At 67.4% G+C, this 26,909-nt stretch carries 27 protein-coding genes; 11 read left to right on the top strand and 16 right to left on the bottom strand.

Going from position 1 to position 26,909, the window contains the following annotated elements; all coding sequences use genetic code 11:
- Positions 1 to 267: 267 nt before the first annotated feature.
- The 3 genes from U1839_RS22805 to U1839_RS22795 all read right to left on the bottom strand — a co-directional run bounded on the left by U1839_RS22805 (position 268) and on the right by U1839_RS22795 (position 2,656).
- A complete protein-coding gene (locus U1839_RS22805) occupies positions 268 to 747 on the bottom strand; it encodes a pyridoxamine 5'-phosphate oxidase family protein (RefSeq protein WP_332805874.1) in 480 nt (159 codons plus the stop codon).
- A 134-nt stretch (positions 748 to 881) separates the two neighbouring features.
- Positions 882 to 2,060, bottom strand: a complete 1,179-nt coding sequence (locus U1839_RS22800; protein WP_332805873.1) for an acetyl-CoA C-acyltransferase — start codon at positions 2,058 to 2,060, stop codon at positions 882 to 884.
- 137 nt (positions 2,061 to 2,197) lie between these two features.
- Positions 2,198 to 2,656: a MaoC family dehydratase gene (locus U1839_RS22795; protein WP_332805872.1), complete on the bottom strand. Its 459-nt coding sequence runs from the start codon at positions 2,654 to 2,656 to the stop codon at positions 2,198 to 2,200.
- Between the two features lie 132 nt (positions 2,657 to 2,788).
- Between U1839_RS22795 and U1839_RS22790 the strand changes: the two genes are divergently transcribed.
- Positions 2,789 to 5,719 carry an L-glutamate gamma-semialdehyde dehydrogenase gene (locus U1839_RS22790; protein ID WP_332805871.1) on the top strand — a complete coding sequence of 977 codons (2,931 nt, stop codon included), beginning with the start codon at positions 2,789 to 2,791 and terminating at the stop codon, positions 5,717 to 5,719.
- Between the two features lie 53 nt (positions 5,720 to 5,772).
- Entirely contained in the window at positions 5,773 to 6,693 is a 921-nt protein-coding gene (locus U1839_RS22785; RefSeq protein WP_332805870.1) for a DUF2167 domain-containing protein, read from the top strand.
- 213 nt (positions 6,694 to 6,906) lie between these two features.
- Here U1839_RS22785 and U1839_RS22780 read toward each other — a convergent pair whose 3' ends face one another.
- Both U1839_RS22780 and U1839_RS22775 read right to left on the bottom strand, forming a co-directional pair.
- Positions 6,907 to 8,133, bottom strand: coding sequence for a mechanosensitive ion channel family protein (locus tag U1839_RS22780; protein ID WP_332805869.1), 1,227 nt, complete (start codon positions 8,131 to 8,133; stop codon positions 6,907 to 6,909).
- Between the two features lie 3 nt (positions 8,134 to 8,136).
- Positions 8,137 to 9,132 (bottom strand): DNA topoisomerase IB, encoded by a 996-nt coding sequence (locus tag U1839_RS22775; RefSeq protein WP_332805868.1) that lies wholly within the window; start codon positions 9,130 to 9,132, stop codon positions 8,137 to 8,139.
- 114 nt (positions 9,133 to 9,246) lie between these two features.
- On the opposite strand from U1839_RS22775, the gene U1839_RS22770 reads away from it, so the two are divergent.
- The 3 genes from U1839_RS22770 to U1839_RS22760 are packed head-to-tail and all read left to right on the top strand — an operon-like array spanning position 9,247 to position 10,530.
- Positions 9,247 to 9,798, top strand: coding sequence for a type 1 glutamine amidotransferase domain-containing protein (locus U1839_RS22770; RefSeq protein ID WP_332805867.1), 552 nt, complete (start codon positions 9,247 to 9,249; stop codon positions 9,796 to 9,798).
- Between the two features lie 55 nt (positions 9,799 to 9,853).
- Complete coding sequence (locus U1839_RS22765) at positions 9,854 to 10,117, top strand: AbrB/MazE/SpoVT family DNA-binding domain-containing protein (protein ID WP_332805866.1); 264 nt, start codon at positions 9,854 to 9,856, stop codon at positions 10,115 to 10,117.
- Entirely contained in the window at positions 10,117 to 10,530 is a 414-nt protein-coding gene (locus tag U1839_RS22760; protein WP_332805865.1) for a type II toxin-antitoxin system VapC family toxin, read from the top strand. Before U1839_RS22765 ends, U1839_RS22760 begins: the two co-directional genes overlap by 1 nt.
- Here U1839_RS22760 and U1839_RS22755 read toward each other — a convergent pair.
- From U1839_RS22755 to U1839_RS22745, 3 genes are read right to left on the bottom strand one after another with little or no spacing between them, the layout of a single operon-like run.
- Complete coding sequence (locus U1839_RS22755; protein ID WP_332805864.1) at positions 10,519 to 11,640, bottom strand: acyltransferase family protein; 1,122 nt, start codon at positions 11,638 to 11,640, stop codon at positions 10,519 to 10,521. The two genes, U1839_RS22760 and U1839_RS22755, sit on opposite strands and share 12 nt — an antisense overlap.
- Entirely contained in the window at positions 11,637 to 12,998 is a 1,362-nt protein-coding gene (locus tag U1839_RS22750; protein ID WP_332805863.1) for a putative O-glycosylation ligase, exosortase A system-associated, read from the bottom strand. Before U1839_RS22750 ends, U1839_RS22755 begins: the two co-directional genes overlap by 4 nt.
- Positions 12,991 to 13,131 carry a hypothetical protein gene (locus U1839_RS22745; protein ID WP_332805862.1) on the bottom strand — a complete coding sequence of 47 codons (141 nt, stop codon included), beginning with the start codon at positions 13,129 to 13,131 and terminating at the stop codon, positions 12,991 to 12,993. The genes U1839_RS22750 and U1839_RS22745 overlap by 8 nt, the downstream gene beginning before the upstream one ends.
- 96 nt (positions 13,132 to 13,227) lie before the next feature.
- Between U1839_RS22745 and U1839_RS22740 the strand changes: the two genes are divergently transcribed.
- Both U1839_RS22740 and U1839_RS22735 read left to right on the top strand, forming a co-directional pair.
- On the top strand, positions 13,228 to 14,469 hold the full coding sequence (locus U1839_RS22740; RefSeq protein WP_332805861.1) for a TIGR04063 family PEP-CTERM/XrtA system glycosyltransferase: 1,242 nt from the start codon (positions 13,228 to 13,230) through the stop codon (positions 14,467 to 14,469).
- The gene (locus U1839_RS22735) at positions 14,439 to 15,386 is read left to right on the top strand and encodes a hypothetical protein (protein ID WP_332805860.1); all 948 of its coding nucleotides are present in this window, start codon (positions 14,439 to 14,441) and stop codon (positions 15,384 to 15,386) included. Before U1839_RS22740 ends, U1839_RS22735 begins: the two co-directional genes overlap by 31 nt.
- Positions 15,387 to 15,393: 7 nt before the next feature.
- On the opposite strand, the gene U1839_RS22730 is transcribed toward U1839_RS22735, so the two are convergent.
- The 5 genes from U1839_RS22730 to U1839_RS22710 all read right to left on the bottom strand — a co-directional run bounded on the left by U1839_RS22730 (position 15,394) and on the right by U1839_RS22710 (position 18,289).
- Positions 15,394 to 16,065 carry a spermidine synthase gene (locus U1839_RS22730; RefSeq protein WP_332805859.1) on the bottom strand — a complete coding sequence of 224 codons (672 nt, stop codon included), beginning with the start codon at positions 16,063 to 16,065 and terminating at the stop codon, positions 15,394 to 15,396.
- A gap of 54 nt (positions 16,066 to 16,119) precedes the next feature.
- Positions 16,120 to 17,154: an ArsR family transcriptional regulator gene (locus U1839_RS22725; protein ID WP_332805858.1), complete on the bottom strand. Its 1,035-nt coding sequence runs from the start codon at positions 17,152 to 17,154 to the stop codon at positions 16,120 to 16,122.
- Positions 17,155 to 17,432: 278 nt separating this feature from the next.
- Entirely contained in the window at positions 17,433 to 17,642 is a 210-nt protein-coding gene (locus U1839_RS22720) for a hypothetical protein (RefSeq protein WP_332805857.1), read from the bottom strand.
- Positions 17,643 to 17,802: 160 nt separating this feature from the next.
- A complete protein-coding gene (locus U1839_RS22715) occupies positions 17,803 to 18,114 on the bottom strand; it encodes a hypothetical protein (RefSeq protein ID WP_332805856.1) in 312 nt (103 codons plus the stop codon).
- The gene (locus U1839_RS22710) at positions 18,104 to 18,289 is read right to left on the bottom strand and encodes a hypothetical protein (RefSeq protein WP_281127603.1); all 186 of its coding nucleotides are present in this window, start codon (positions 18,287 to 18,289) and stop codon (positions 18,104 to 18,106) included. Before U1839_RS22710 ends, U1839_RS22715 begins: the two co-directional genes overlap by 11 nt.
- A gap of 82 nt (positions 18,290 to 18,371) precedes the next feature.
- On the opposite strand from U1839_RS22710, the gene U1839_RS22705 reads away from it, so the two are divergent.
- A complete protein-coding gene (locus tag U1839_RS22705; RefSeq protein WP_332805855.1) occupies positions 18,372 to 19,001 on the top strand; it encodes a S24 family peptidase in 630 nt (209 codons plus the stop codon).
- Between the two features lie 156 nt (positions 19,002 to 19,157).
- Here the strand turns inward: U1839_RS22705 and U1839_RS22700 are convergent, their stop codons facing one another.
- Together U1839_RS22700 and U1839_RS22695 are read right to left on the bottom strand one after the other, a co-directional pair.
- On the bottom strand, positions 19,158 to 19,415 hold the full coding sequence (locus tag U1839_RS22700; protein ID WP_332805854.1) for a hypothetical protein: 258 nt from the start codon (positions 19,413 to 19,415) through the stop codon (positions 19,158 to 19,160).
- Between the two features lie 335 nt (positions 19,416 to 19,750).
- Entirely contained in the window at positions 19,751 to 19,927 is a 177-nt protein-coding gene (locus tag U1839_RS22695) for a hypothetical protein (RefSeq protein ID WP_332805853.1), read from the bottom strand.
- Between the two features lie 178 nt (positions 19,928 to 20,105).
- On the opposite strand from U1839_RS22695, the gene U1839_RS22690 reads away from it, so the two are divergent.
- From U1839_RS22690 to U1839_RS22680, 3 genes are read left to right on the top strand one after another with little or no spacing between them, the layout of a single operon-like run.
- A complete protein-coding gene (locus tag U1839_RS22690) occupies positions 20,106 to 20,309 on the top strand; it encodes a hypothetical protein (protein WP_281127629.1) in 204 nt (67 codons plus the stop codon).
- Between the two features lie 55 nt (positions 20,310 to 20,364).
- The gene (locus U1839_RS22685) at positions 20,365 to 22,359 is read left to right on the top strand and encodes a BamA/TamA family outer membrane protein (protein WP_332805852.1); all 1,995 of its coding nucleotides are present in this window, start codon (positions 20,365 to 20,367) and stop codon (positions 22,357 to 22,359) included.
- 17 nt (positions 22,360 to 22,376) lie between these two features.
- Positions 22,377 to 26,519 (top strand): translocation/assembly module TamB domain-containing protein, encoded by a 4,143-nt coding sequence (locus U1839_RS22680; protein ID WP_332805875.1) that lies wholly within the window; start codon positions 22,377 to 22,379, stop codon positions 26,517 to 26,519.
- Here U1839_RS22680 and U1839_RS22675 read toward each other — a convergent pair.
- The gene (locus U1839_RS22675) at positions 26,513 to 26,905 is read right to left on the bottom strand and encodes a PIN domain-containing protein (protein WP_332805851.1); all 393 of its coding nucleotides are present in this window, start codon (positions 26,903 to 26,905) and stop codon (positions 26,513 to 26,515) included. The two genes, U1839_RS22680 and U1839_RS22675, sit on opposite strands and share 7 nt — an antisense overlap.
- Positions 26,906 to 26,909: the final 4 nt, after the last annotated feature.

Raw genomic sequence — 26,909 nt, 5'->3', positions numbered from 1 at the left:
TTTCCAGGCGCCGATCTCCAAATCGGCCCAGCGTCTGCTCCATCATGTCCTCCCGCTCTCAAGGACATCGAATCAGACCAAAAACCACATGGCAACCACGATGTGTGAATGCTGTAGGTGGGAGGGTGAGGGGGACTGACGCGGACGTCGCGTTTGTGACTCCCCCTCATCCGGCGCTTCGCGCCACCTTCTCCCACAAGGGGAGAAGGGTTTCAGCGCAACTTCGCGTGATGTGCGAAGCCGCTAGCGCATGCGGAAGTGGGTTGGTTACGCCGCCGTCGTCTCCACCTTGGCGTGGCTGCCTTCCTCGCTCGGGTTGATCTTCGCGCCGAACAGCATCTTGACCATGCCGGTCAGGCTCATATCGGCTTCCCACAGTTCCGCGCTGTCGATGTCGAGACGCAGCAGCGCGAGGTTGGGGTCGTCCTTGCCGCCGGGAAACCACGCTTCGACCTGCTTGTTCCACAATTTGTCGATCATGCCGAAATCGTCGTCGCGCGCGATCGTGCCCGACAGGCAGGCGAAGAAATCGTGCCCCTTGGACACGAACTGCGCCATCACCTTGCCGCCGCCGGCGAGACGATTGTCCTTGCCGGTGAAGAAGAACAAGGTGTCGACCTGATCGTCGTCGAGCTGCGCGGTCAGCGGCTCGCTATGCGACGATCCGTCGGCCAGCCCGACCATGACGAACGGGCTCGCCGCCATCTTCTTCCACAAGGTGCGCTTGATTTCTTGGGTGTCGGTCATGGTGTTTCTCCTCGGGTTCGCGGGAGATAACGACCAATGCGCCAGAGGTTTCCCTCGGCCCCGCATGTGAGCCGCACAGAAAAAGGGGCGCCGCGCAATCAGCGCGCGGCGCCCCGTTCTTCTCGGCTAGGGAATCACAGAACCTCGAACAGCCCCGCCGCGCCCTGGCCGCCGCCGATGCACATCGTGATCACGACATATTTGGCGCCGCGACGCTTGCCTTCGATCAGCGCATGGCCGGTCATGCGCGCGCCCGACATACCATAGGGGTGGCCGATCGAGATAGCGCCGCCATTGACGTTGAGCAGCTCGTTGGGGATGCCGAGCTTGTCGCGGCAATACAGCACCTGCACCGCGAACGCCTCGTTAAGCTCCCACAGGCCGATATCGTCCATCTTGAGGTTGAAGCGCTCGAGCAGCTTGGGAATGGCGAAGACCGGGCCGATGCCCATTTCGTCAGGCTCGGTGCCGGCGACCGCCATGCCGACATAGCGGCCGAGCGGGGTGAGGCCGCGCTTCGAGGCGACCGATTCCTCCATCAGCACGCTCGCCGAGGAGCCGTCCGACAGCTGGCTGGCGTTGCCGGCGGTGATCGTCATGTCGGGGCCGAGCACCGGCTTGAGCGACTGCAGCCCCGCCAGCGTGGTGTCGGCGCGGTTGCCCTCGTCCTTGGACAGCGTGACTTCCTTGTAGGAAACCTCCTTGGTTTCCTTGTCGGTCACCGTCATCGTCGCCGTGACAGGCACGATCTCGTCATCGAACTTGCCCGCGGCCTGGCCGGCGGCGGTGCGCTGCTGCGACTGGAAGGCATATTCGTCCATCGCGTCGCGGCTGATGCCATAACGCTTGGCGACCACTTCGGCGGTCTGCAGCATCGGCATGTAGATGTCCTTGTGCATCGCGATCAGCTCGGGGTCGGGCGCGACGTTCATCTTGGGCGTCTGCACCAGGCTGATGCTGTCGAGCCCGCCGCCGATGGTGATGTCCATATTGTCGACGATGATCTGCTTCGCCGCCGTCGCGATCGCCATCAGGCCCGAGGCGCACTGGCGATCGACCGACATGCCGCCGACCGACACCGGCAGCCCGGCGCGGAGCAACGCGGTACGCGCGATGTTGCCGGCCTGGTGGCCCTGCTGGAGCGCGGCGCCGAACACCACGTCCTGCACCTCGGCGCCGTCGACCCCGGCACGCTCGACCGCGGCGCGAATGGCATGCGCGCCGAGCGAGGGCGAGGGCAGGTTGTTGAAGGCGCCGCGATAGGCACGGCCGATCGGGGTGCGGGCGGTGGAAACGATGACGGCGGAACGCATGGGAGCTCTTCCTTCTTGCTCCCCTCCCGCATGCGGGAGGGGTTGGGTGGGCGCCCGGTCAAACTCGGGCGGTGAAATCTGTGGAGGGCGGGCGCCCACCCCCCGACCCCCTCCCGCTTGCGGGAGGGGGAGAAGAACTAAACGAAAATCTGGCTGATCCATTCGGCGATCATCGCGGGCTTGTCCTCGCCCTCGATCTCGACCGTGAACTCGACGGTCTGCTGCCACTGGCCCGGGCGCTTCTCGGCGAATTCGAGCAGCTTGAAGCGACCGCGCACGCGCTTGCCGGAACGTACCGGCTGGAGGAAACGCACTTTGTTGCCACCATAGTTGACGCCCATCTTGACGCCTTCGATCTGCGGCGCGTCGGGTACCTTGGACGACAGCAGCGGCATCAGCGACAATGTCAGGAAACCGTGTGCGATGGTCCCGCCGAACGGCGTCATCTTCGCCATTTCGGGGTTCACATGGATGAACTGATGATCGCCGGTCGCATCGGCGAACTTGTCGATCATCTCCTGGCTTGCCGTCACCCAGTCGGACACGGTTTCGCTGCCGATTTGCTCGGCACGTTGCTGGGCGGTGATCGTCGGCATGGTTTCCCTCGATACGACTTTGGCGCATAGCGCGCGCAAACCCCTTAGGCATTGAGGCCGCGCACGCGCAAGCCTCACCCGACCGGAAACAGGAACATGACGGCTGATATCGCGGCGAACGCACGTGCATCCATGAAATCGCTCTACCGGGCGAGCGAACCCGATGTTCTAAAACCCTTGCTCGACCGTGCCGCGCTGACCCCCGAATCGCGCCGCCGCGTGCTCGATCACGCGCTCGGCCTGCTCGCCGATCTGCGCGCGGCGCAGGGAAAAGGCTGGGTCAACCAGTTCCTGCAGGAATATCGTCTCAATTCGTCCGAGGGCGTGGCATTGCTAAGCCTAGCCGAGGCCTTTCTGCGCGTGCCCGATCCCGCGACCGCCGACATGCTGATCGCCGACAAGATCGGCGACGCCGACTGGCGCTCCCACACCGGAAAGTCCAACTCGCTGCTGGTCAATTCGGCGACCTGGGGCCTCGTCGTCGGCCGCGTGCTGGTCGGCGAGGAAGGTGGCGCGCTGCGCCGGCTGATCAGCCGCGCCGGCGAGCCGTTCGTGCGCCAGGCGGTCGGCGCGGCGATGCGCATGATGGGCGAGATCTTCGTGATGGGCCGCACCATCGACGAGGCGGCGAAGCGCATGCGCCGCCCGGAGCACAAGGGCTTCACCGCGAGCTTCGACATGCTCGGCGAGGCGGCGCGAACGAGCGCCGACGCCGAGCGCTACTTCAAGGCCTATGTCGATGCCGTCGATGCGGTCGGCAGGGATGCGGCGGCCGGTCATTCGATTTCGGTCAAACTGTCCGCGCTCCACCCGCGCTACGAGGTCGCGCAGTGGCGCCACTGCGTGCCCGCGCTGACCGAGATGCTCGAGGCGCTGGCGGTTCAGGCGGCCAACAAGGGTATCGCGCTGACGGTCGATGCCGAGGAAAGCGAGCGGGTCGAGATGAGCCTCGACATCATCGGCGCCGTGGCGGCCCTGCCCAGCCTCAGGGGCTGGGAAGGCTTCGGCATGGCGGTGCAGGCCTATGGCAAGCGCGCCCGGCCGGTGGTCGCCTGGGCCGATGCGCTCGACCGGGTGATGAACGTGCGGCTGGTCAAGGGCGCCTATTGGGACAGCGAGATCAAGCGCACCCAGGTCGAGGGGCTGAGCGACTATCCGCTCTTCACGCGCAAGGCGGCGACCGACGTGTCGTATCTTGCGGTGGTGCGCGACATGCTCGACGCAAAGAACATCCGCCCGGCCTTTGCCAGCCACAATGCGCTGACCGTCGCGACGATCATCGAATGGGCGGGCAACAGCCGCGACTTCGAGTTTCAGCGCCTGCACGGCATGGGTGATGGACTTTACGAGCGGCTGGTGCGCGAGCAGGGTTATCACTGTCGCGTCTATGCGCCGGTCGGCGGACACCGCGACCTGCTCGCCTATCTCGTCCGGCGACTGCTGGAAAACGGCGCGAATTCGAGCTTCGTGCATCAACTCGCCGACGAACGGCTCAGCGAAACCGAGATCCTGGCCGATCCCGTGGCGCGGATCGTCGCGGTCGGGGGAACCCGGCATCCCGGCATCCCCTTGCCGATCGACCTGTTCGGCCCCGACCGCCGCAACAGCGCCGGGATTGACCTGAGCGACCCCGACGTACTGAACGCGACGGCGGCGGCGGTCAACGCGCCGCTGACTCCTGCTGTAGAAGCGCCGGGTGTCGATGTTGGCGCGGCGATTGGCCGCGCCGCTGCCGCTTTCCCCGGCTGGTCCGCGACCCCCGTCGCCGAGCGTGCCGCCTGCCTCGACCGGCTCGCCGATCTGTTGGAAGAGCAGCGCGCGCGGCTGATGGCGATCTGCGTGCAGGAAGCCTATAAGAGCATTCCCGACGCGATCGGCGAGGTCCGCGAGGCGGCGGATTTCTGTCGTTATTACGCGCAGCAAGCGCGCATCGGCCTGTTGCCGATCGAGCTGCCCGGCCCGACCGGCGAGCGCAACATGCTGCATCTCACCGGGCGCGGCGTCTGGGCGACGATCGCGCCGTGGAATTTCCCGCTGGCGATCTTCCTCGGCCAGTGCGCCGCGGCGTTGGTCGCCGGCAACAGCGTCGTCGCCAAGCCTGCGCCGCAGACGCCGCGCATCGCCGCCGCGGCGGTCGAACTCGCGCACCAGGCGGGCGTGCCGGCCGATGCACTGATTCTCCTGCCCGGCGGCCCAGAGGTCGCCGCCGCGCTGACCGCCGACCGGCGCATCATGGGCGTCGCCTTTACCGGGTCGACCGCGACCGCGCGCAAGATCGCACGCTCGCTGCTCGAGGACGACAGCCGCCCGATCGTGCCGCTGATCGCGGAGACCGGCGGGATCAACGCGATGATCGTCGATTCGACCGCGCTGCCCGAACAGGTCGTGGTCGATGTCGTCACCTCCGCCTTCCGCTCCGCCGGCCAGCGCTGCTCCGCGCTGCGGCTGCTGCTGTTGCAGGAGGAGATCGCCGACAATGTCATCGAGATGCTGTCGGGTGCGATGGACCTGCTGACGCTCGGCGATCCGGGCGACCCCGAGACCGACATCGGCCCGGTGATCGACCAGGCCGCCTATGACAAGCTGATGGCCTATCGCGCGCGGGCGAAGGACCGCATCGTCAAGACGATCGCCGCGCCTGCGACGGGGCTGTTCGTCCCGCCGACGCTGATCCGCCTCGATGCGATCGATCAGCTCGACGCCGAATGGTTCGGCCCCGTGCTGCATGTCGCGACCTGGCCGTCGGGCCAGTTGTCCGAGACGATCGCGGCGATCAACGCCAAGGGCTATGGCCTCACCATGGGGTTGCACAGCCGCATCGCGCGCGCCGCCGAACTGGCGGAAAGCGAGGCGGCGGTCGGCAATCTCTATATCAACCGCTCGATGATCGGTGCGGTGGTCGGGTCGCAGCCGTTCGGCGGCGAGGGGCTGTCGGGCACCGGACCGAAGGCCGGCGGGCCGCATTATCTCCACCGCTTCGTGGCCGAGCGCGCGGTGTCGATCGACACGACCAGTGCCGGCGGCAATGCCACCCTGCTGTCGCTTGACGAGGGAGGGATTTGAGGCTTCCCTGATCGGCGCGGCGTTTGTCGCGCCGAATCGGGGGGTTAGGGCAGATGAAGAGCAGGATGGTGGCGGGTGCGCTGGTGCTCGCCATGGCGACGGTCGCCGCACCGGCTGGCGCGCAGAACAGCATCGATGCCGCCTCGCAGCGCGCATTGCGCGACTTCGTCCAGAACCTGCACAAGCAGACCGGCGACGTGGCGATCCCGCAAGCGCATGCCGTGATTCATCTGGGTACGCGCTATTATTTCATCGGCCCCGCCGATGCGAAGCGCGTGATCACCGATATCTGGCGCAACCCCGCCAACGCCAGCTACGGCGTGCTCGGCCTGATCCTGCCCGCCGACAAGACGGTCGTGGATAACAGTTGGGGCGCCGTCGTGACCTATCAGGACACGGGCTATGTTGCCGATACCGATGCGAGCAGCCAGGATTACGACAAGGTACTCGCCGGCATGCGTGAGGGTGAAGCCGAAGACAACGAACTTCGCCGCCGCGACGGTTATCCCGAACTCCGGCTCGTCGGCTGGGCGCAGCCTCCCCTTTACGACCGGTCGAGCCATTCGCTGATCTGGGCGCGTGACCTCAAGTCGAGCGACACCAGCGTCGATGGTCTCAACTATGACGTGCGTTCGCTTGGGCGCCACGGCGTGCTCAGCCTCAACATGGTCTGGGACATGCCGCACCTCGCCGAGGTGCGCAACGCCGCCGCCGATCTCGGCAAGGCAGCGGGCTTCGAGAAGGGATCGGCCTATGCCGACTATGACAAGTCGGTCGACAAGACGGCGGAGTACGGGCTGGCCGGCCTCGTAGCAGCCGGCGTCGGCGCGGTCGCGGTCAAGAAGCTCGGCATCCTCGCGATCATGCTCGGCTTCGGCAAGAAGCTGTTCATTCTCATCGCGATCGGCGCCGCGGCGGCGTGGAAGCGGATCAAGGGTTTGTTCGTGCGTGAACACGACAATCTCGAAGGGTAACCGTGGAGACTAAGATCTGACCCATCGCGCCGCTTCTCCTCTTCGCTTCCCCGGCAAAGGCCGGGGCCCAGGTGGGAAACGGATGTGATGAGCGACAAGGCCCGTCGCGACGTCCCCCAACTGGACCCGGCCTTCGCCGGGGAAGACAGGAGGGGGAAGCGGCTAACGCGCAGCGCGGTTCAGATTTCACGCAGCCGCTCTGAGAGCAGTGCGCTAAGCACCATGCTCCTGATCGGCAGCGGAACGGTCGCCTGACGAGGGCGGCGCAGCGATCTTGCCGGTGCGCCGGCGCCGCGACACCTGCGGCGGGTCCATCCCCGCCTCCTCGGCGGTCAGCCCGGTCTGGGTCGGATAAGCGAGGTCAATCCCCTCATCGGCGAGCCGGCGGATGATCGCGAGGCCGATCATGTGCCGCGCGTCGAACGCGTCCTGGAACGCCGCGCTGGGTGAATCGAACTCGACATCGAAATCGTAGCTGCTCGTGCCGAAGGCGATGAAGCCGGCGCGCACGAATTTCATTTTCGCGCGCTCGATCTCTTCCTTCATCATGTCGGGCAACGCCTGGAGCTTGGGCAGCGAGGTCCATTGCGCGATGCCGAGCGTGAAGATGATGCGGCGATAGTCGCGCTGCGTGTTGTTGATGATCTCCTTGTCGAGCAGCTGCTTGTTGGCGATGATCCGCTCTTCGCCGCTGGTGCCGCGGATGCGCGTCGACTTGAGGCCGATCGACTCCACCGTCCCCGACGACTTGTCATAGGTGATCGCGTCGCCGCGCCGGAACGGCCGGTCGAAGATGATCGCCAGCGCCGCGAACAGATCGGCGAAGATGCCCTGCGCGGCGAGGCCGATGGCAATGCCACCGACGCCGAGACCGGCGATCAGCCCGCTGACGTTCCAACCGAGATTCGACAGCACGACGACCAGCGCGATGGCGAACAAAGCGAAGGTGACGAGCACGCGGATCAACCCGACCGCATTGCCCAGCGCCTCGTTGTGATAGTCGCTCGACGCCGTCTTGTGCTCGACCGCGCCGAGGATGATCTCGCGCGCCCAGATCGCGCCCTGGAAGGCCGCCGCGACAGTGAACAGCCCGGAGATCAGGTGCATGATGCTGTCGGGTGGACTGGGCAGGGGGGCGACGATCGCAATGGCGAGCATCACGATGAAGAAATAGCTCGTGCGCGTGACGGCGCGGCCGAACACCGTCCACCAGCCCGTGCCGCCGGCGTCGCGCGCGCAGAGGCGATGGCCGAGCGCGCGCCCAGCCCCGAGCAGGGCGACGATCGCCAGTCCGATGCCGAGTGCGACGAGGGCTTGAAGCCATTCAGCACGCAGCCAGGCATAGCTCGTATCGACGAGATGCTGGACCTGGTCGTTGATGTCGGTGACGGTGAAGGGAATCGCCGTCGGTGTGGCGGTGGGGTGCGGTGCGCTCGGCATGGTTCAGGCGGCCTTGGCCGGCGCGCTGCCCTGCAGGAAGGCGATCAGCCCGCGCTCCGCGCGGCTCAGATGGCGCGCGGCGCGTGGCAGGCGCAGCGACGCGCGGAAACGCGTCTGGCCCTGCTTGATCAGCGCGATCAGCTGCGGGTGGACATAGGATTTGCGGGCGATCGCCGGCGTATTGCCGAGCTGTGCGGTAACGGGTTCTAGCATCGCATTCAGGCTAAGGTCGTGCGCGGCGGATGCAAGCGTGTCGAAGGCTGTGACGCTCGCCGCCCAGGTGCGGAAATGCTTGGCGGTGAAGTCCTCGCCCGTCGCTGCGCGGATATAGGCATTGACGTCGGACGAGGCGACTGCGTGCGCGACCCCGTCGGCATCGAGCCAGGCGAAGAGATGCTGGTCGTCGAGATCCTGCATCTTCTTGACGAAACGGCCGAGCGCGCGGTCGGTCATGCGCAGCGTGCACAGCTTGCCCGACTTGGCCTTGAACTGCAGCTTCAGCGTGTCGCCGCTGATCTTCGCGTGGCGCTTGCGCAGCGTCGTCGCGCCGAAACTCTTGTTGTCGCGGGCATAGGCCTCGTTGCCGACGCGGATCTGGCCGTTGTCGAGCAGCCGCACCACCGCCGCCACGGCGCGCTCCTTGCTCAGCCCGCGGCGCGCGAGGTCGGCTTCGACCTGCTTGCGCAGCGCCGGCAGCGCCTGGCCGAATTCGGCGCAGCGATCATATTTGGCGCCGTCCTGCTTCGCGCGGAAATCGGCGTGGTAGCGATATTGCTTGCGCCCCTTGGCGTCCCAGCCGACCGCCTGGATATGGCCGTTCGCCTTGGGGCAGAACCACGCATTGCTATAGGCGGGCGGCAGACCGATGCGGTTGAGCCGGTCGATCTCGTCGCGATCGGTGATGCGCGTGCCGTCGGGGGCGAAATAGGCCCAGCCATGGGCAAGCTTGCGCCGCGTGATACCGGGCTTGCTGTCGTCGCAATAACTGAGTCTGGCCATGCGTCTGCATTTTCTCCGTTCGGCGCTGCAAATGCGTGGATGGTCGCGATGTTCCGGAACAGGCGTGCGCGTGGCGGGTTGAGCGGGCGTCCCTCAGCAGCGGAGTTTCCCGTCATGGCCGATATTACCCACGCCCGCGTCCTCATTCTTGCCACCAACGGCTTCGAACAATCCGAACTGTTCGAGCCACGCCAGGCCTTGCTCGATCTCGGCGTCAAGGTGACGCTTGCCTCGCCCGGCACCGATCCGATCCAGGGCATGAAGCATGACGAAAAGGGCGCGACCATCGCCCCCGACATCACGCTCGATCAGGTCGACAGCGACGATTACGACATGCTGCTGCTGCCCGGCGGCGTCGCCAATCCCGACGCGCTGCGCATGGAAGAACGCGCGGTCGAGATCGCGCAGGAATTCGCCGATGACGACAAGCCGATCGCGGCGATCTGCCACGGGCCGTGGCTGCTGGTCGAGGCCGATGTCGTCGACGGCAAGCGCATGACCAGTTGGCCGTCGGTGCGCACCGACCTCGCCAATGCCGGGGCCGATGTCGTCGACGAGGAAGTCGTCGTCGACGGCAATTTCATCACCAGCCGCAAGCCCGAAGACATCCCCGCTTTCAACAAGGCGATCGTCGCGATGCTGGAAGAGGTGCTGACCGAGGCGTGAGCTTGCCCGGCCTGTTGGGATATGCCAGAATATCCCAACAGGCTGGAGACTGGATATGACGCGGGTGATCGTCGGAAAATGGGGAAAGAATCTCGCGGTGCGCGTCCCCTTCGACATCGCGCGTTCCGCTGGACTTAGCGATGGCGAGGAAGTCGACATCGTGACGCAGGACGGCGATATCCTGCTGCGCCGCTCGGCCGCGCACGCCCAGCGGCGCCGCGATGCCGCGCAAGCCGCCGCCGAGATCCTTGCTGATGGCAAGGCCCTTTCCCTGAAGGGCCTGTCGGTTCGCGACCTTCGCGACGAGGGCCGGCCATAGTGGCAATCGTCATCGACGCGTCGATGGCGATCGCATGGCTGTTCGAGGACGAACGCAGCGACGCGGCACGCGACGTGCTGCGCAAAATCGTCGATCATGGTGCGATGGCGCCGTCCTTATGGCGGCTCGAAGTCGCCAATGTTCTTCGCAATGCCGTTCGGCGCAAACGCTGCGACGAGGATTTCGTCGATCGCTCCTTGGCGCGACTGGATCTCTTGCCGATCGCGATCGACGATGAAACCGATCGTCATGCCTGGGGCGAGACACAGGCGCTGGCGCGGGAACTGGGCCTGACGAGCTATGACGCCGCCTATCTCGAACTTGCGCTGCGCAAGGGACTGCCTCTGGCGACGTGCGATGCCGAACTGGCGGCGGCCGCGCGCCAGCGATCGGTCGATGTGTTAACCGGTTGAGGATCCGCCTCGTGCAGTGGCGCCGTGGTCTGTTTCCGGCTTTCGCAGCGGGCCTGACCCGAACCGGAGCCCGTTGATCCACCCCTGCGCTGGCCGTTCGACGAGATGGTACAGCGCAACCGAGGCGCACAGCACCATGGCCAGATAGAGCCCGATCAACAGCGGCGGCACGGCATGCGCGTCGCTGACCAGCGCGAGCTTGAACAGCACGAACAGCATGAAGTGCGACAGATAGGTCGCGTAGCTGATCTCGCCGAGATAGTGCAGCCAGCCTATATCGAGCGGGTTGCCGCGCCGCCCGCTCGACAGTGCGAAGGCGAGCAGCGCCGCGGCGAACGCGCCGGGGACGGCGAGCGTTTCGGGCAGCGTGCCGCCGGCCCACAGCAGGATCAGCAGCGTCGCCACGCCTGCCGATGTCCAGGCCGGCGTGTGCGGTCGGTTACGCCAGCGGCACCACAGCGCCGCGACCGTCGTGCCGCAGGCGAATTCGAGGATGCAGCGCCGCAGGCCGAAACGCGCAATGTCGTGGCCGAGGTTGAGCGCGCCGCCCTCCGCCATCACCGCATGGAGCAGCACCAGCAACGCCGCACCCGCACCGATCACCGCCGGGGTCGGCACGCGTTTCCAGTCGATCGCGAGCGCGAGCAGCGGGAACAGCAGATAGGCACCCAGCTCGCAGCTGATCGACCAGCTCGGGTCGTTCCACGCGAGGTGGTCGGTGAACCCCCAATTCTGCAGCAGCAGCACGTGCAGCGGCAGCTGGGCGAAGGGATAGTCCGCCGGCGCGGCATGCCCGGTGACAACCAGCAGCAACGCAAGCCCGACCGCGGCACCGAGCATGACGATGTGCAGCGGCCAGATCCGCGCCACGCGCTTGTGCAGGAACGCCGGCACCGCGCGCCAGCCCTCGCGTCGCAGCCTGTCGCCCCAGCTCAGCCAGATCACGAAGCCCGACAGCAGGAAGAAGAAATCGACCGCAAGATAGCCCTTGGCGAAGAACGCCACCGCGCCCGGGGCGAGCCCCGCGACCGACAGGCGGATATGATAGAGCACGACGAACCAGGCGGCGATGCCGCGCAGGCTGGTCAGCGCGCGCAGCTCGTGCCTCATGCCGCCGGCTCCAGCGCTGCCACCGGCGCCTTGCGGATCGGCCGCCACGCGCCCTCGCTGCGCCGCCGGCCGAGATAGGTATCGAGCCCGATCTGCGCGCCGATCAGCATGTAGATGAACGGCTGGAAGGCGATCGCGATGAAGGCCGCGCCGAGCAGATAGACGATATGCGCCGATTGCAATGCACCGGCCAGCGGGGCGACCCATGCCTCGTCCGCGCCCGCCTTGCGATAGCGGTGGCGGATAATCTCCATCCGCAGCAGCCCGACCAGGTTGATCGTCAGCCACAATATCAACCCGGGCCAGCCCTGTTCGCCGAGCATCTCGAAATAGGCGCTGTGAAAGGCGCGCGCCTTGTCGACGGTCAGCTGGCGATCGACCGAGACATTGCCGGCGGTCCCCTCGACCTTCTCGGTGTCGTAGCGGATCTGGTTCTGGCGATACATTTCGAACCCGCCGCCAAAGGGATGCGACTGGGCATATTCCCAGGTCCATTTCCACACCGCGAGCCGGGTCGAGGCCGATTGATCGGCCTTGTAGGTTTTGATCGTGCTCATCCGGTCGGTGAAGGCGGACGGCAGCAAAGGCACTGCGGCGAGGCCGATCGCGCCGAGCATGCACAAATAGAGGATCTTGCGCTTCGTCTCGCGCAGCAACAGCACCGCGACCAGCACGATGCACAACAGGCCGGTGCGCGTCGAGGTGCCGACCGGGATCAGCATGCAGGCGAAGATCAGCGCGGCACAAAAGCCCTTCACTTTCCAGTCGGGTTTGACGATCGTGCCGAAGCGCGCAAACCACAGGATGATCGGGATGATCGCCACCGCGACGGTCGAGATGGTCGAGCCCTCGTAAAGCCCTGAATTGTTCGACACCATCAGGTTGAGCTCGCCATAGCCGCCGCCCGAGGCCAGCGTCTTGATCCCCCCGACGATGATGATCGACGCGGCGGACGCGATCATGAAGAACAGCAGCGCCTCGATCCGCAGCCGCGTGCGCAGCGTCAGCGGCAGGAAGGCGGCGAAGGCCAGCGCCTTCCACACCCAATCCCATTTGTCCGCCGCCTCGATCGGGAAGTCGGCGGAGCGGGTGGTGATGAAACAATAGAGCAGCAGCAGCAGGATCAGGCCCTGGCGCGGCGCGACGCGGGTGTCGCGCTTGTCGTCGACCAGCGCCCAGCTCGCCACCGCCAGTCCGACCGCGATCAGCGAGATCGGCACGCTGTTGAGCAGGATATAGGTCAGCCGCTGCGGCGAGACGATGTCGATATAGACATAGGACAGCACGAACAGGAACGGCCGCCGGAAACCGGCGCCGAACAGGACGAGCAGAAAGCCGACGAAGAAGAGATCACGCACCGCGCCGGCCCTTCTTCGGCGCGACCGTCTCGTCGCGAGCCGGCTCGCGATCGAGATCGTCGCGGCGCAGCAGCAGCCAGGTGGCGAGCAACATCAGCCCATGGCTGATCGCGAGCGCGAAATTGTCGATCATGCGCCGTCTGCTCCGCCCGCTATCGGGATGAGACCCTGCTCTAGTCGCGCCGGGTTGACGTGCCGTTAAACACTCATATGTCACAGCGACGCTGCGATGCGTATCCTCCATATCCTCGATCACGGTCTGCCGCTGCACAGCGGTTACACCTTTCGCACGCGTGCGATCCTCAAGGCGCAGATGCGTCAGGGGTGGCAGGTTGCGGCGGTGACCGGGCCGAAGCACGGCGCGTTCGACCTCGACGAGGAGTCCGTCGACGGCATTCATTTCTACCGTACCGATCCGCCGCGACCCTGGCCCAGCCCGCTGGCCGAACTTCGCGAGATCCGCGCGTTCGCGCGCCGCATCGACCAGGTGGTCGAGGCCTTCCAGCCCGACATCCTGCATGCCCATTCCCCGGTGCTCGACGCGCTCGCCGCGCTGCGCGTGGCGAAGCGGCGCAAGCTGCCGCTGGTCTATGAAATCCGTGCCTTTTGGGAAGATGCCGCGGTCGGCAATGGCGAGGGTCGCGAGGGATCGTGGCGCTACCGCACCACGCGCGCGCTCGAAAGCTGGGCGGTCGGACGGGCCGATGCGGTCGTGGTGATCTGCGAGGGGTTGAAGCGCGATCTGCTCGCGCGCGGCGTTCCGCCGGGCAAGATCACCGTCTCGCCCAACGGCGTCGACCTGTCGCTGTTCGGCACGCCGCCGCCGCGCGATGCCGCGCTGGCGCAAGAGCTCGGTCTCGACGGTGCCGAGGTGATCGGCTTCATCGGCAGCTTCTACGATTATGAAGGGCTCGACGATCTGATCGCGGCGATGCCGAAGCTGTTCAGCGCGCGCCCTGCCGCGCATCTGCTGCTCGTCGGTGGCGGCCCGGCCGGGGAGCGGTTGCGCGCCCAGGCCGCACGCTCGCCGGTTGCCGACCATATCCGCTTCATCGGCCGCGTGCCGCATGATGAGGTCGAGCGCTATTACGGGCTGATCGACATCCTCGCCTATCCGCGCAAGCGCATGCGGCTGACCGATCTCGTCACCCCGCTCAAGCCGCTCGAAGCGATGGCGCAGCGTCGACTCGTCGCCGCGTCGGACGTCGGCGGGCACCGCGAGCTGATTCGCGATGGCCAGACCGGCACATTGTTTCCGCCCGGCAATCCGCTCGCCATGGCGCGCAGCCTCACCGGCCTGCTCGCCGATCGCAGCGACTGGGAGGCGCGCCGCGCGCGCGGCCGCGCCTTTGTCGAGGCCGAACGTGACTGGGCAACCAATGTCGCGCGTTATGCTCCTGTTTACCAAAAACTCACGGGTGGCATGCCATCCCCCGAGTCATGGTCGCGTTCTTCCATCGTCAGCGTCTGAATCTGCCGGTCGCCCCGCTTGCCGGCGGGTTGATCGGCTTTGTCGCCGCGGCGCTGTTCGCGCTGATGCCGACCGGCATGCTCGAGGATATGGTGGTCGATTCGGGCATCGCCGCCGTCATCGCCGCTGCCGAACCGCCGCTCGGGGTCACCGCGCGGTTCGTGCTGATCTTTCTCGTTGGCGGCGGCGTGGGCGTGCTCGCCTGGTTCGCGCTGTTCCTGCTGCTCGGCAGTCGTTCGATCGTCATCCAGCCAGCCGACGCGTCGGACATGTCCGACCGCGCGCCGGTGCTGCGCCGTGCCGATGCGCATCCCGACGCGCCGGCCCGCCGCCCGCTCTCCGCGGCGCGCGATCTCGGCACCCCCTTCCTCGATATTCATGCCGAGCGTCCGCTGCATATGGGCGTGCCGGAGGACGATGCCGAGCCGATCCAGATCAACGCCGACGCCGACGCACCGCCACAGGCGGCGCCGCACGAGTCGGCCGCCGGTGCGGGTGGGGCGGTCGACGAGGTCGAGGAACAGCCGCTGCCGGCCGATCTCGATCAGCCGCTCGCCGCCTTCGACCCGCGCTCGATCCGCGACGACCCCGCCGACTGGTTTCCCGCGCCGGCACCGCTGCGCATGACGCCGCGCCGCCCGGTGTTCGACCCCGGCGAGCGCTTCGACACCTTCGATCTGACCCCGATCGCACCGCGCGCGGCCACGCCGCCGCCGTCGCCCTTCACCCCGGCCGTGCCGCCGATGCCGCGCCCGGACCCCTCGGCGACGATCCACGCCCTGCTCGACCGGCTGGAACGCGGTGTAGCGCGCCGCGAGGTGGAAGAGGTACCGCCGCCGCCACCGGCCCCGCCGCGCCGCCAGGAATCGCTCGAGGAAACGCTCGAAGCGCTGCGCCGCCTCGCCACGCGGCGCTGACCAAAGCCTATCGCTTCGTCGCGAACCAGATCACATGGCGCGGGCCCTTGCCGTTCGACCGCGCCCGCACCACGACCTCCTCGACCGCGAAGTTCGCATCGCGCAAGCGCCGCGCGAACGCCGGATCGGGCGCCGCCGACCAGATCGCCAGCACGCCGCCGCGCACCAGCGCGGCATGCGCCGCGTCGAGACCGCGCGCCGAATAGAGCCGGTTGTTGCCGCGCCGCGTCAGCCCGTCGGGGCCGTTGTCCACGTCGAGCAGGATCGCGTCATACGCGCCGTCGCCCTCTGCGATCAACGCCACGACATCGTCCTCGATCACCGTGACGCGCGGGTCGTCGAGGCACCCGGCGGTCAGCGTTTCCATCGGGCCGCGCGCCCAGGCGATGATCTCGGGGACCAGCTCAGCGACCGTTACCCGTGCCTTCGGGCCGAGCGCGGCGAGCGCGGCGCGCAGCGTGAAGCCCATGCCATAGCCGCCGATCAGCAGATGCGGCGCGGCGCGCGCGGCGAGCAATGCGCAGGTCATCGTCGCCAGCGCCTCTTCCGATCCGCTCATCCGGCTGTTCATCAATTCGTTGCGCTCGAGCACGATCATGAAATCGTCGCCGCGCCGGAACAGGCGTAGCGGCTCGCCGCCGGGTACCTCGGCCGTGCCGATCAATTCGCGCGGGATCATGCTGCATCGCTCCATCGCGACGCAGGGCCGTCGCCGCACGTCGCTGGCGCAGCGCTAGCCGCAAGGCAACCCCTGGGCGGAGGCGCGTGCCGCGTGACCGGGCATCGACAGGCGAGCGGGCGAGGCGAAGCGCGGGCCGAAATCGAGCAGGGCCGGCCGCCCATTCAGATAAAGCGACACCGGCCGATCGAGCGCGAACCCGCTGGCGGCGAGCCGCGCCAAAATCTGCGCGGTACGTTCGGCGACGACCCGCGCCCCGCTTAGTTGCGACGGCGTCGACATCCAGGCGGTCGAAACGATCAGGCCGCCGCGCCGCCGTTGCAGCCGCCCGTCGGCAAGCATGCGCGCAATGTGTCGCCCGGCGGTGGAATAAGGCAGGCCCAGCGCCCGCGCCACCGCCGCCGTGCCGACCGGCAGGCGCAACGATTCGGGTGGGACCGTATCGCTCTCGCTATAGCGATGGGCGCGCTCGCCATCATAGGTGATCGGGCGGGCATTGGCGACCATGACGCTGCCGTAGAGCAGCACTTCCAGCCAGTCGTCATGCTGGCCGGCATGGAATTCGATCGCGATCAACAGCAGGTCGATCGCCGCCGCGATGGTGGCGTGTCGGTCATGCGGCACGCCACAGCGCTGCGCCGGAAGCGGCAGGGCGAAGTCGACCATGTCCTCGATCAGCCGGATCATGATGTCGTGAAGTTGGTTCAGCGCAGCGGCGATTGTCTTGTCGGCGATCGCCTCGGGCGCGACACGGACGAGCGCGCCATCGCGCCGGCAAAGGCCGGCGGCGATCAACGCCATGATGTGCCGCCGCACCGTTTCGAACGGCCGGTCGAGTGAGGCGGCGAGGGCATTGACGCTGGCGCCCGGCCGCGATGTGCCATGCGCGGTCGCCATTCCCTTCGCATGGTCGCGAAGCGCGCTCGCCTCGCGCAACAACGCGAAGAAGATCACCGCGCGGTCGAAATTGCCGCCAAAGGCGCGGGTGATCGTCGCCGCGCCGCCGACCTGCATTTCCATGATGATCCGCGTGGCGATGCGGTTGCGCGGGCGACGTGGCGCCTCCGCCAGCGAAGCAATCAAATTCATCCCGGCGGCCCCCCAGCCGCAGTCATTTCGGGTACTCGCGCCCTTGCGCCGGATCAATGACATCAGTCAAAGGCGCCGCAAAGAAAAATGGCATGGGTCGTGTCGCAATGGGTCGAGTGAGCGTATGGCGCCGAAAGCGCCTGTCATCTGCATTATGGGCGCGCGATCGTGCGCCGCGCCAACCGGTCGCCGAGAGCAATGGCAACGATATTGTCGCGCTGCGCCGCGCCATTGGCCCCGGTCTGGTCGACGTCGCGCTCTTTCTCCGCTGAGTCGTTTCAGGCGGGGCTGACGCCGTAAGCGTCGGCCAATAATTTCACCGGATCGATCGGCTGGTCGACGCCGCCGCCGGCGACGTCTCGACCGAGCATATCCTCGATCGCCTCGACCAGGTGGCCGACACCGTCGCGCGACGCCCAGCTCTTCGCATTTACCTGGAAAATCCAGTCGAGGATCCGGGCAGAATCGGTCATCTCGTCGACCGACACGAAATACTCCATCCCGGCGCGTTGGTAGACCAGACAGGCGTCGCGGAGATCTATCGTCCATGGCCCCCAACGCCGCTGCCTTCGCGACCGCAGTTGGGGAGCAGCGAGATCGTCACGGGTGACCTGTTTGAGCGAGCACCTGGGCGCGGTACGTTTCATCTCACATCCCCACCGTCAGCGCCTCAATCGCCACGCGGGCGACGCCGGCTTCGCGGGTAATGCCCGCAATCGTCAGGTCGGCGACCAGCTGCGCGCGTACCGGCAATTCAGCCTCGGGGAGCGTTTCCAGCCACGCCTCCAGCGCCGGTGAATCGGGCGCCTCGATCGCCAGCGCGTGGCGCGCCCCGGTAAAGGTGGCGCTCGACCAGCGCCGGGTCTCGGCGCGCGCCAGCGTCACCGCACAACCCGCGCGCCGCGCATCCGCCTCGATTGCCCGCATCAACAGCATCGCCGGGTCCGCCTCACGCGCCATGGGTCTGTTCGGCGGCGAGAAACGCCTCGATCCGCGCGACGAGCGGTGCGCGCGGTTCGCGCCCGTTGCGGATATCGCGCACGAGGCGCGGGTCGTTGGCGGCGCGGCGGCCGAACGTGGTTTCCGGCATCTGGGTGGCGCGCAGATAGCGGTTGATCTTGCCGAGCAGTGACATGGGCCCTCCGTGACGAGTCGAGATGATGTTCTTTGTTTGTTCCATCAATTCCAACTTGTCTAGGAAAAATCCTAGTGTTACTATGTCCGATATGGAGGCAATCGATCCGCGCCCCGCGCTCGACGCGCTGATTGCCGAACGCGGTGTCGGTTATGCCGCACTGTCGCGCATGATCGGCCGCAACGAGGCCTACCTTCAGCAGTTCATCAAGCGCGGCACGCCGCGCGCGCTGGCCGAGCGCGACCGCCGCCTGCTTGCGGCTTTCCTGCGCGTCGACGAGGAAGTGCTGGGCGGCCCGCCCAGCGCCGCGCCGCCGGCCATCCGCCGATTGGATCTGGCGGCGTCCGCCGGACCGGGCCGGCTCGCCGAGGATGATCGGTCGGCCGGCAGCATGGTCGTCGATCCCACGATCCTTGCCGGCCGCGACCCGTCGCGCCTGTCGCTGCTTCCGGCGCGCGGCGATTCGATGGAGCCGCTGATCCATGACGGCGACATGATGCTGGTCGATGAAAGCGACCGCCGCCCGGCGCCGCGCGGCGGCGTCTATGTCATTCGGCTCGATGACACGCTGATCGTCAAGCGGCTCACCGCCAGGGCAGGGCAGGTGACCATCGCCAGCGACAACCCCGCCTTCCCGCCGATCGCACCGCGCCCGGCGGGGGAGGTCGATGTCATCGGCCGCGTTGTGTGGCTGTCGCGGACGCTGGGGTAGCGATGGCAGGTAATTCTAAAGCCCCTACCCTTCAGGGGAGGGGTTGGGGTGGGGCCTCGCCCCGTCGATCGATGGTGCCGGAACGGGAAAAAAGTGGTGAATTCGCGAAAGTATGCTTCTGACAGTGCCCGCAGGAAAGCAGCCGTTTAGGTCTGATCAAGCCAGTTCTCTTACGATCCGATCAAGCACCGTGGCCACATTCGAATACACGCGGAGAGTCCACTGCATTTCAATCGGAAGACAAGCGCCACGCATAATAACCCCTACCGCAAGCGGAGCATCTCGCTCGCCACGCAGCCTCATAATGGCCTGAAGAGATGCAAGTTGGAGGGCTTCAACTTCGTCGTATCTGCACTTTACAGCAGCCGTGGCCCCCTCATAACTAAAGCCCAATTCCGAGAGCGTGAGCGTCATCGAGCCATCTGTGACTTGATAGATCGGCTTGCCAAAAGCCGAACTCGACGAAATGGCCCATTGTCCACTCCCAGCAGCGACGGCCGAAGCAAGCTGGTGCCTGATCCACCGTTCGACTCTGCCCACAATAGCGCGCCTCCCACCCTAGGTTGTAGGCCTATGCGCGCACCGATGGAATGACCGCGAATGGCGCGATAGCGGCCCGAGGCGTCAGCCTTGAAACATGCCTGTCAGCACCGTGATAGGCTCTCCTGAAGTACGAGGATCTTTCAACCGTCAGCCCAGTGGAGCGCGAACGATCAAGGCCATCGTGCGCCCCGCCGCGACCACTCCGTTCAATCCCGACTGACCAACCACAACACCACTGAAAGCACCGCGGCGATCCCGATCCCGACGAGCAGCCCGATCGTCGGCTGCCCCCGAAACAGGCCGATCACGGCGCCGCCGATCGCGCCGAGCGCGATCAGCAGGCCGCCGGCGAGCGGGGTCTTGCGGGGTGGTTTGCTGGCCATGAAACGGCACTGCCACGTCCCGCTGCGGGATGCCAGTGTCCCCGTGCGGGACCGGTGGGGCGGCGCGTTTCAAAGCGTTTACCACCGTCATCCGCCGTTCGGCGTCGATCCGCTATAATGGCATGTCCCTTGTAACCTCTCCCGCGTTACCGCGTTGGAGAATAACCGAATGTCGTTCATGCCGTTTCTCGCCGATCGCCGCGCCATCGCCGATGCCGACACGCTGATCGCGATGTTCGGTGACGATGCCGGGCTCGAGGCGGCGGCGCGCGCCGATCAGAGCCGCGACATCGGCAACCACATCCACTTCTGCCACTGGCGCCAGATCGAGCGGCTGATCGTGCTGCTGTCGGTCAATCGCGCTATCGGCACGGTACACTGATTTTCGACTGATCTCGATTGCTTGCGGTGGCGCCCGCTCGTCCGTAGGACGGGGCATGTCCTTGTCCCCCGGGTGGCGTCGCGCGTTGTTTTGTGCCGCCACCAGCATCCTTGCCGTCGCTCCCGGCTGTGCCTGCGCGCAGGACAAAGTTGCGCCGCCGCCGCCCGCAACGGCCTCGACGGTCAGCCCGACACCCTCCGCCGCGTCGGGTCAGCTCGATCCGCAATCGCCGCTCGCGCCGATGCCCGATCTCGGCGTCGCCTGGCCCGATCTGTCGTCCTTGCCCGCCGAGCCCGTCGACCCCAACGCCACGCCCGAAATGGCCGGCGAGGTGCGCTATGATTACCGCGTCGACGGCATCGACGAGGTCGCGACGCCGCTGCTGCGCGAGCGCTTCAAGCAATTGTCGACGCTCGCCGCCAATGACGGCAGCCCCGCCAACGCCGCCCAGCTCGATCGCCGCGCGCGCGAGGATGCGGTGTTGCTCGTCGGTCTGCTCCGCGCGCAAGGTTATTACGACGCGCGCGTCACCTCGCGGCTCGAGCCGCGCCAGGGTCGCCCGCTCGTGGTGCTCGAGGCCGAGGCGGGCACGGTCTACAAGTTCGACAGCGTGACGCTCGCCGGCCTGTCGGGTGCGGGCGACAAGGCGCCGGGCCTCGAAACTGCCTTCGGCGTCAAGCCCGGTGCGCCGGTCGATGCCGATGCCATCGCCGCCGGCGAGGCGCAGTTGCGCACGAAGATCGGCAATGAAGGCTTCCCCTTCGCGAAGGTCGATTCGCCGCAGATCGTGGTCGATCATGCCACGCACACCGCGACGCTCGACATGGCGGTCGCGCCGGGCGGGGCGAAGCGCTTCGGCAAGATCACCAGCAACCCCAACAACCGCGTGTTCGGTGCGAAGCACATCCAGGAAATCGCCCGCTTCAAGCCCGGCGAGCCGTATGACGCGGAGAGCCTCGCCGACCTGCGCCGCGCGCTGATCCAGACCAGCCTCGTCTCGACCGTCGACATCAAGCCGGTCGATGCCGGCAATGGTCTGGTCGATATCGACGTCGCGCTCGAACGCGCGCCGCCGCGCACCATCGCCGCCGAGCTCGGTTACGGCACGGGCGAAGGCGCGCGGATCGAGGTCGACTGGACGCACCGCAACCTCTTCCCGCCCGAGGGCGCGCTGACGCTGCGCGGCGTGCTCGGCACCAAGGAACAGCTCGTCGGCGCGACCTTCCGCCGCAACAATTTCCACGGCCGCGACCGCATCCTGACCGGCCAGTTCGTCGTCTCCAACCTTGTGCGCGACGCCTATCGCGCCAAGACGATCTCGCTCTCGGGCAGTCTCGAACGCCAGACGACGATCTTCTTCCAGAAGAAATGGGTCTGGTCGCTCGGCGCGGAAATCGTCGCCAGCGACGAGCGCGACACGATCCTCGCCACCGGTGCGCCGCGCAAGCAAATCTATTATGTCGGCGCGCTGCCGACCTCGCTGTCCTATGACGGGTCGAACGACCTGCTCGATCCGTCGCGCGGTTTCCGGCTCAGCGGGCGCGTCTCGCCCGAGGTGTCGTTCGAGGGCAAGGCGTTCGGCTATGCCCGCCTCCAGTTCGACGCCAGCGCCTATCGCGCCGTCACCGACCGCGTCGTCGTCGCCGGGCGCGTGCGCTTCGGGACGATCGCCGGCGCGCCGCGCGACGCGATCGCGCCGTCGCGCCGCTTCTATGCCGGCGGCGGCGGGTCGGTGCGCGGCTTCGGCTATCAGGATATCGGCCCCAAGGATCCCAATGGCGATCCGGTCGGCGGGCGCAGCCTGACCGAATTCTCGCTCGAGGCGCGGGTCAAGGCGTTCGGCAATTTCGGCATCGTGCCGTTCATCGACGGCGGCAACATCTACACCACGCCGCTGCCGAGTTTCACCGGCTTGCGCTACGGCGCCGGGCTCGGCGTGCGCTATTACTCCAACTTCGGCCCGATCCGCCTCGATGTCGGCACGCCGATCAACCGTAGGCCGGGCGAGCCGCGCATCGCCGTCTATGTGTCGCTGGGCCAGGCCTTTTGAGCGACGACGCACCCGCCATGCCGCCCGCCGCGGCGCCGCGTCGCTGGCTGCGTTGGCTCGCTTATGGCGTGGCCGGGCTGTTCGGCATCGTTGCCGCGGCGCTGTTGGCGCTCGACACCGATATCGGCCATCGCTGGGTCGCCGACCAGATCGCCGCGCAACGCCCGGCCAACGGGTTGCGCTACAAGGTCGGGCGGATCGACGGCTCGCTCTACGGCAACACCATATTGGTCGATGTCCGGGTCAGCGATGCGACGGGGCTGGTGTTCGCCGCCCCCCGCGCCGAACTGGGCTGGTCGCCCTTTGCCTGGCTCGACAACCGGCTCGACATTCGCCGCCTGCATATCCCGCGTGCCACCTTCTTGCGGCTGCCCAATCTCAAGCCGACCGGCAAGACCGGGCCGTTGCTGCCGAGTTTCGACATTCGCATCGGGACGCTGGCGATCGACCGGCTGACCGTCGGCGCGGCGGTTGCCGGCGTGGTGCGCAGTGGTCGCTTGCACGGCACCGCCGACATCCATCGCGGCCGCGCGCTGGTCAGCCTCGACGCGATGGTCGCCGGCAGCGACAGCCTCACGCTCAAGCTCGATGCCGAGCCCGACCGCGACCGTTTCGACGTGGATCTGCACGCACGCGGCGCGGCGAACGGGGTGCTCGCGCACGTCGCCGGTATCGCCCGTCCGCTGTCGCTCGATGTCAGCGGCGACGGCAGCTGGCATCGCTGGCGCGGCACGGCCATCGCAACGGCCGGTGCGACGCGCTTCGTCGACCTGGCCCTTGCCAACCAGTCGGGCCGCTACGCGCTGTCGGGCACGCTGGTTCCTTCCGCGGTCATCGCGGGCAAGGTCGCGCGGTTGACCGTGCCGATGGTGCGGGTGGCGGGCAACGCCACGCTGGTCGACCGCCGCCTCGACGGCCAGCTGCAGCTGCGCTCCGCCGCGCTCGCGGCCGAAACGAACGGTGCGATCGATCTTGCCGCCGGTGCCTATCGCAATCTGCGGATCCGTGCCCGGCTGCTCCAGCCCGCCGCGCTGTTCCCCAACATGACCGGCAGCAATGTCGAGCTGCGCGCGATCCTCGACGGTGCCTTTGCCACCGCCGCGTTCGACTATCGCCTCACCGCCGATCGCTTCGCCTTCGACCAGACCGGCTTCGAGGTCGCGCGGGCCGGTGGGGCAGGGCACCTCTCCGCCGCGCCGATCACCGTGCCGCTGCGCTTCACCGCGGCGCGCGTGACCGGCGTGGGGGACGTCGCCGGCGGCATCCTGCGCAACCTGGCGGTCGACGGCGCGCTGCGCGTCACGTCGAAGCTGCTGACCGGCAACGACCTGCGCGTCACCTCGGACAAGCTCACCGCGCGCATCAACCTGATGCTCGACCTGACCAACGGCCAATATACGATCGGCATCAACGGCGCGCTCGGGCGCTACCTCATCCCGGGGCTCGGCGTGGTCGACGTCACCTCGACGCTCAAGGTCGTGCCGGGTCCCGATGGCCGTGGCACGCGCATCATCGGCACCGGTACCGCGCAGATGGTGCGGCTCGACAATGCCTTCTTCCGCAGCCTCGCCGGTGGCCTGCCCAAGATCGCCACCGCGCTGGAGCTGACGCCCGACGGCACCTTGCGGCTCACCCATCTCGTGCTGACCGCCCCGCAGCTGCGCCTCACCGGCAACGGCATGCGCCGGCGCGACGGCACCTTCCACTTCGAGGGGAGCGGCCAGCAAACGACCTATGGCCCGCTAACGCTCAAGATCGACGGCCATATCGAAAAGCCGACGATCGACCTCGTCTTCGCCCATCCTGCCGACAGCCTCGGCCTGCGCGATGTCGTCGCGCATCTCGATCCGACCGCGCAGGGCTTCGCCTTCACCGCGCGCGGCCAGTCGACGCTCGGCGCTTTCACCGGCAACGGCGCGATCCTGTTGCCGCCCGGCGGCGACACGACGATCGCCATCGCCGCGCTCGACGTTGCCGGCAGCCATGCGACCGGCAACCTGCGGGTCGCCAGCGGCGGGTTCGACGGCAGCCTTGCACTGACCGGCGGCGGCCTCACCGGGGAAGTGCTGTTCCGGCCGGTCGGCTCGGTCCAGCGTATCGAGGCGCATCTCGACGCCAAGGGCGCGAGCTTCGCCAATGCCACGACACTCAGGCGCGGCCATCTCGATCTCGTCGTATTGCTCGATCCCGCCGGCACCTCGATCGAGGCGACGCTCACCGGCGGGGGCTTGCGCCGCGGCAAGATCTCGCTCGGCCGCTTCGCCGCGAGCGTCCATCTGCGCGGCGGCAAGGGAACCGCGCAGGTCTCGCTCGCCGGCGCGCGTGGCCGGACCTTCGATATCCAGGCGCTGGCGCAGATCGCGCCCGATCGCATCGCGCTGTCGGCGCAGGGCACGCTCGATCGCCGCCCGATCCAGCTGCTTGCCCCCGCGGTGTTCACCCGCGTCGGCGATGGCTGGGAACTGGCGCGGACGCGGCTCGGCTATGCCGGGGGCGAGGCGGTGTTCGGCGGGCGCTTCACCAGCACGACTGCGTCGATTGACTCCTCGCTCAGCCGCATGCCGCTGACCGTGCTCGACATCGGCTATCCCGGGCTCGGCCTCGGTGGCAGCGCCTCGGGCACATTGTCCTTCGTTCAGACGCCGGGCGCCGCGCCGACCGGCAAGATCGACATGACGGTGCGCGGGCTGACGCGCTCGGGACTGGTGCTGTCGTCGCAACCGGTCGATCTCGGCATTGCCGGCGTGCTCCAGCCCGGCAAGGCGGCGGTGCGTGCGGTGGTGGCGACCGGGGGCAACACCGTCGGCCGCGCCCAGGCGCTGCTGACCTTGCCGGCGGGGGGCGATCTCGCCAGCCGCGTCGGGCATGCCGGCCTGTTCGCGCAGATGCGCTATGACGGTCCGGCCAATACCCTGTGGCGGCTGACCGGCATCGAGCTGTTCGACCTGACCGGCCCGGTCGCGATCGCCGCCGATGTCGGCGGGCGCGTCGACGATCCGCAGATCAAGGGCGTCGTCCAGGCCAAGGGCGCGCGGATGGAAAGCGGCACGATCGGCGCGGTGCTGACCAACGTCCAGGCCACCGGCCGCTTCGGCGGATCGCGGCTGGTGATCGAACAGTTCGCCGGCGATGCCGGCAAGGGCGGTCGCGTTACCGGCACCGGTGCTTTCGACTTTGCCGCCGCGCATGGGCTCGGCATCGACATGAGCATGCAGGCCGACCATGCCGTGATGATCAACCGCGACGATATCGGCGCGACGATCACCGGCGGGCTGACCTTCAAGTCGGACGGGCAGGGCGGGCTCATCTCGGGCGACTTGCGGCTCGATCGCAGCCGCTACCGGCTCGGCCAGGCCACGGCAGCCAGCACGGTACCGCAACTCAACGTGCGCGAGATCAACGTGCCCGGCGGCGCCGGCGGTGAGGAGGAAGAGGCGCCGCGCGTCCCCTGGCGGCTCGCGGTCCATGCCCGTGCCGCCAACCAGCTGATGGTCACCGGGCTCGGCCTGTCGAGCGAATGGTCGGCCGATCTGCAGATCGCCGGCGCGCCCGACAACCCCGCCATCAGCGGCCGCGCCGACCTGATCCGCGGCGACTATCAGTTCGCCGGTCGCGAGTTCCAGCTGTCGCGCGGCATCATCCGCTTTGCCGGCGAAGTTCCCGCCAACCCCTCGCTCGACATCGCCGCCAATGGCGACACGACCGGGCTCAGCGCGACGATCCGTGTCACCGGGCCAGCGCAGAAGCCCGATATCAGCTTCTCCAGCGTGCCGGCGCTGCCGCAGGACGAGCTGCTCTCGCGGCTGCTGTTCGGCACCTCGATCACCAACCTCTCGGCACCCGAGGCGCTGCAGCTCGCCTCGGCGGTCGGCGCGTTGCAGAACGGCAAGGGCGGGCTCGACCCGATCAACGCGGTGCGCCGTGTTGCCGGCCTAGACCGGCTGCGCTTCCTCCCCGCCGATACCCAGACCGGCGCCAAGACGTCGATCGCCGCGGGCAAGTACATCACGCGGCGGCTCTATGCCGAGATCGTCACCGACGGGCAGGGCTATTCCGCCACGCAGGTCGAATTCCAGGTCACGCGCTGGCTGTCGCTGCTGTCGAGCATCTCGACACTCGGTCGGCAGAGCGTCAACGTCCGCGTGTCGAAGGACTATTGATCGGCGGGGTTCGCCCAGATCTCGAGTTTCAGGTCGGGGATGCTGCGAAAGTCATCGCCGTTGATCGTGATCAGCGTCAACCGCTGCGCGATCGCCGTCGCGGCAATCATGCGATCGATCGCCTTGGGCCTTGAATAACCCAACTGCTCGACGATGCGTGTGTAAACGGCAATCATCGGCTTCAGGAACTCGATCGTCTCGGTCGCCGCCACCAGTGCATCGAGCGCGGCGCGGCGTTGCCGCGCATGTGCCGGATCCCTGAACACCCCGCCTTCGAGCTCGATGCGGGACAGTATCGACAAGGCAGGCATCGCTTCGAGCTGCGCGATCCGCGACACGATCGTCGGATCACCGTCGCGCAGATAGATCGCGACGTTGGTATCCATCAGG

The organism is Parasphingomonas halimpatiens, from assembly GCF_036663795.1.
In the GTDB taxonomy this organism is placed as follows: domain Bacteria; phylum Pseudomonadota; class Alphaproteobacteria; order Sphingomonadales; family Sphingomonadaceae; genus Sphingomonas.
This window is presented reverse-complemented; position numbering and strand designations above follow the sequence as displayed.

Excerpts from the sequence above, each read along its gene's own strand:
- U1839_RS22800 (WP_332805873.1), bottom strand. The coding sequence starts at position 2,060 with ATGCGTTCCGCCGTCATCGTTTCCACCGCCCGCACCCCGATCGGCCGT.
- U1839_RS22805 (WP_332805874.1), bottom strand. The coding sequence starts at position 747 with ATGACCGACACCCAAGAAATCAAGCGCACCTTGTGGAAGAAGATGGCG.
- U1839_RS22740 (WP_332805861.1), top strand. The coding sequence starts at position 13,228 with ATGCGTATCCTCCATATCCTCGATCACGGTCTGCCGCTGCACAGCGGT.
- U1839_RS22790 (WP_332805871.1), top strand. The coding sequence starts at position 2,789 with ATGAAATCGCTCTACCGGGCGAGCGAACCCGATGTTCTAAAACCCTTG.
- U1839_RS22785 (WP_332805870.1), top strand. The coding sequence starts at position 5,773 with ATGAAGAGCAGGATGGTGGCGGGTGCGCTGGTGCTCGCCATGGCGACG.
- U1839_RS22730 (WP_332805859.1), bottom strand. The coding sequence starts at position 16,065 with ATGATCCCGCGCGAATTGATCGGCACGGCCGAGGTACCCGGCGGCGAG.
- U1839_RS22795 (WP_332805872.1), bottom strand. The coding sequence starts at position 2,656 with ATGCCGACGATCACCGCCCAGCAACGTGCCGAGCAAATCGGCAGCGAA.
- U1839_RS22775 (WP_332805868.1), bottom strand. The coding sequence starts at position 9,132 with ATGGCCAGACTCAGTTATTGCGACGACAGCAAGCCCGGTATCACGCGG.
- U1839_RS22765 (WP_332805866.1), top strand. The coding sequence starts at position 9,854 with ATGACGCGGGTGATCGTCGGAAAATGGGGAAAGAATCTCGCGGTGCGC.
- U1839_RS22675 (WP_332805851.1), bottom strand. The coding sequence starts at position 26,905 with ATGGATACCAACGTCGCGATCTATCTGCGCGACGGTGATCCGACGATC.
- U1839_RS22780 (WP_332805869.1), bottom strand. The coding sequence starts at position 8,133 with ATGCCGAGCGCACCGCACCCCACCGCCACACCGACGGCGATTCCCTTC.
- U1839_RS22745 (WP_332805862.1), bottom strand. The coding sequence starts at position 13,131 with ATGATCGACAATTTCGCGCTCGCGATCAGCCATGGGCTGATGTTGCTC.
- U1839_RS22755 (WP_332805864.1), bottom strand. The coding sequence starts at position 11,640 with ATGAGGCACGAGCTGCGCGCGCTGACCAGCCTGCGCGGCATCGCCGCC.
- U1839_RS22685 (WP_332805852.1), top strand. The coding sequence starts at position 20,365 with ATGTCCTTGTCCCCCGGGTGGCGTCGCGCGTTGTTTTGTGCCGCCACC.
- U1839_RS22710 (WP_281127603.1), bottom strand. The coding sequence starts at position 18,289 with ATGTCACTGCTCGGCAAGATCAACCGCTATCTGCGCGCCACCCAGATG.
- U1839_RS22735 (WP_332805860.1), top strand. The coding sequence starts at position 14,439 with ATGGTCGCGTTCTTCCATCGTCAGCGTCTGAATCTGCCGGTCGCCCCG.
- U1839_RS22725 (WP_332805858.1), bottom strand. The coding sequence starts at position 17,154 with ATGAATTTGATTGCTTCGCTGGCGGAGGCGCCACGTCGCCCGCGCAAC.
- U1839_RS22700 (WP_332805854.1), bottom strand. The coding sequence starts at position 19,415 with ATGACGCTCACGCTCTCGGAATTGGGCTTTAGTTATGAGGGGGCCACG.
- U1839_RS22695 (WP_332805853.1), bottom strand. The coding sequence starts at position 19,927 with ATGGCCAGCAAACCACCCCGCAAGACCCCGCTCGCCGGCGGCCTGCTG.
- U1839_RS22690 (WP_281127629.1), top strand. The coding sequence starts at position 20,106 with ATGCCGTTTCTCGCCGATCGCCGCGCCATCGCCGATGCCGACACGCTG.
- U1839_RS22705 (WP_332805855.1), top strand. The coding sequence starts at position 18,372 with ATGTCCGATATGGAGGCAATCGATCCGCGCCCCGCGCTCGACGCGCTG.
- U1839_RS22770 (WP_332805867.1), top strand. The coding sequence starts at position 9,247 with ATGGCCGATATTACCCACGCCCGCGTCCTCATTCTTGCCACCAACGGC.
- U1839_RS22680 (WP_332805875.1), top strand. The coding sequence starts at position 22,377 with ATGCCGCCCGCCGCGGCGCCGCGTCGCTGGCTGCGTTGGCTCGCTTAT.
- U1839_RS22715 (WP_332805856.1), bottom strand. The coding sequence starts at position 18,114 with ATGGCGCGTGAGGCGGACCCGGCGATGCTGTTGATGCGGGCAATCGAG.